This is a genomic window from Nostoc sp. DedSLP03 (assembly GCF_034530815.1).
In the GTDB taxonomy this organism is placed as follows: Bacteria; Cyanobacteriota; Cyanobacteriia; order Cyanobacteriales; family Nostocaceae; genus Nostoc.
This window is the reverse complement of record NZ_JAVRCK010000240.1, coordinates 1-1367: the sequence shown is the minus strand read 5'-3', so window position 1 is coordinate 1367 and position 1367 is coordinate 1. Positions and strand designations below refer to the sequence as shown.

Below are 1367 nucleotides of genomic sequence, written 5' to 3'. Positions count from 1 at the left end.
AAACAAGAACTGAGAACTCGAATCATATAATCGTTATCCATACCAGTCCGTTTCATTTTTTGTCGGAGACTACGTTTATAAGTTTGTTCACGATTGAGAGCATTGAGAGCAATGCGTCGTAAAAGAGCAAAATTCCGGGGACTGTGAAAAGAGCGAATGCGACAAGAATCCTCAGCAAAAGTACAATCCAGAGTCCAGTGAGCTTGGTTTTCAATACCCCAATGTTTGCGGATAACTCGGCCTAAAAGTTGAGCATCGCTGTGCAAAGAAGTCAGATAAAATTGAATCTCACGAGTAGTTTTGTTCCAAAGACGACGCTCCCGAACAACCATGACAATGCTTTGGAGTCCAGCCCAGATTTTGGGTTGGTAAATTTCACCAAGAGCAGAAACTGGCACAGACCAAACTTGACGAATTTCCGTGCGGTGATGTCCTTTTTCAATGCGGTGGTCGTAACTGACATCAATGCCTTGAAAATCCTGTGCAGCGGCTGTTTCAAACCATTGTTTTACTTGATGGTAGAGAGTCGGATGATTTGCCTTGAGTGCTAGGACATAATCTGCTTTTTTGTGGATAATCTTGTTGGCAATCTCGGTTTGAGTTCCCATTGCATCAATAGTGATGATAGAGCCTGTGATATCCAGTAACTCTAATAATGCCGGAATTGCTGTAATCTCATTAGATTTATCTTCCACTTTCATCTGTGCCAAGACCAAATTTTGTTCACTTGCCCAGGCACTAATTACGTGCAATGCGGATTTACCTTGATTTCGGTCATCAGAACCCCTAATAGTCTTTCCGTCTATGGGAATTATCTCTCCTCCCTTCTTCGTCACTAGGGTTTCTATCCATCTCAAGAAACAACGGTTGAATTCTTCTGGATTGATGAACTCAAATACCCGTCGAAAGGTGTCATCGGAAGGGATTCCATTTGGTAATGCTAAAAATTCTTCTAACCACTTTTGCTTACTGATGGCGTAGTTCTCCATGTCTTCCCATCCTTGCGCTCCACCTATGACTGCCAGAATCGCAATTACCACGATATCTGTGAGTTGATGCTTCTTTGTTCGCTCTACTCTTGGGTCTTTGATGTCTCCAAAATTATCCACTAAACTTTTTTGAATAGCTTCCATTGATGCTACTTCTTGCGGCTTTGGCTGATCAGGATTACTTTTTTTGGCTGGAGCCGATTTAGTCTTAAATCCTTCAGACATAAAGTTTCATTAGAGAAGTTTTCTATCTTGAGTGCATTGCTTTCATCTCACTTCTTTGCCCTGATGTCAAGTACATTTTTTATCTGCCCACTAATCTTTATCTTGTTTCTTTTGTCAAGTTCATACTATACCAATTTAGATGAGCTTACCCTG

At 41.2% G+C, this 1367-nt stretch carries 1 protein-coding gene; it reads right to left on the bottom strand.

Annotation, left to right across the window (positions count from 1 at the left end; all coding sequences use genetic code 11):
• On the bottom strand, nucleotides 1-1214 hold a 1214-nt coding region (locus RM368_RS38550), incomplete at its 3' end, for an ISAs1 family transposase (protein ID WP_322698945.1).
• Nucleotides 1215-1367 lie beyond the last annotated feature (153 nt).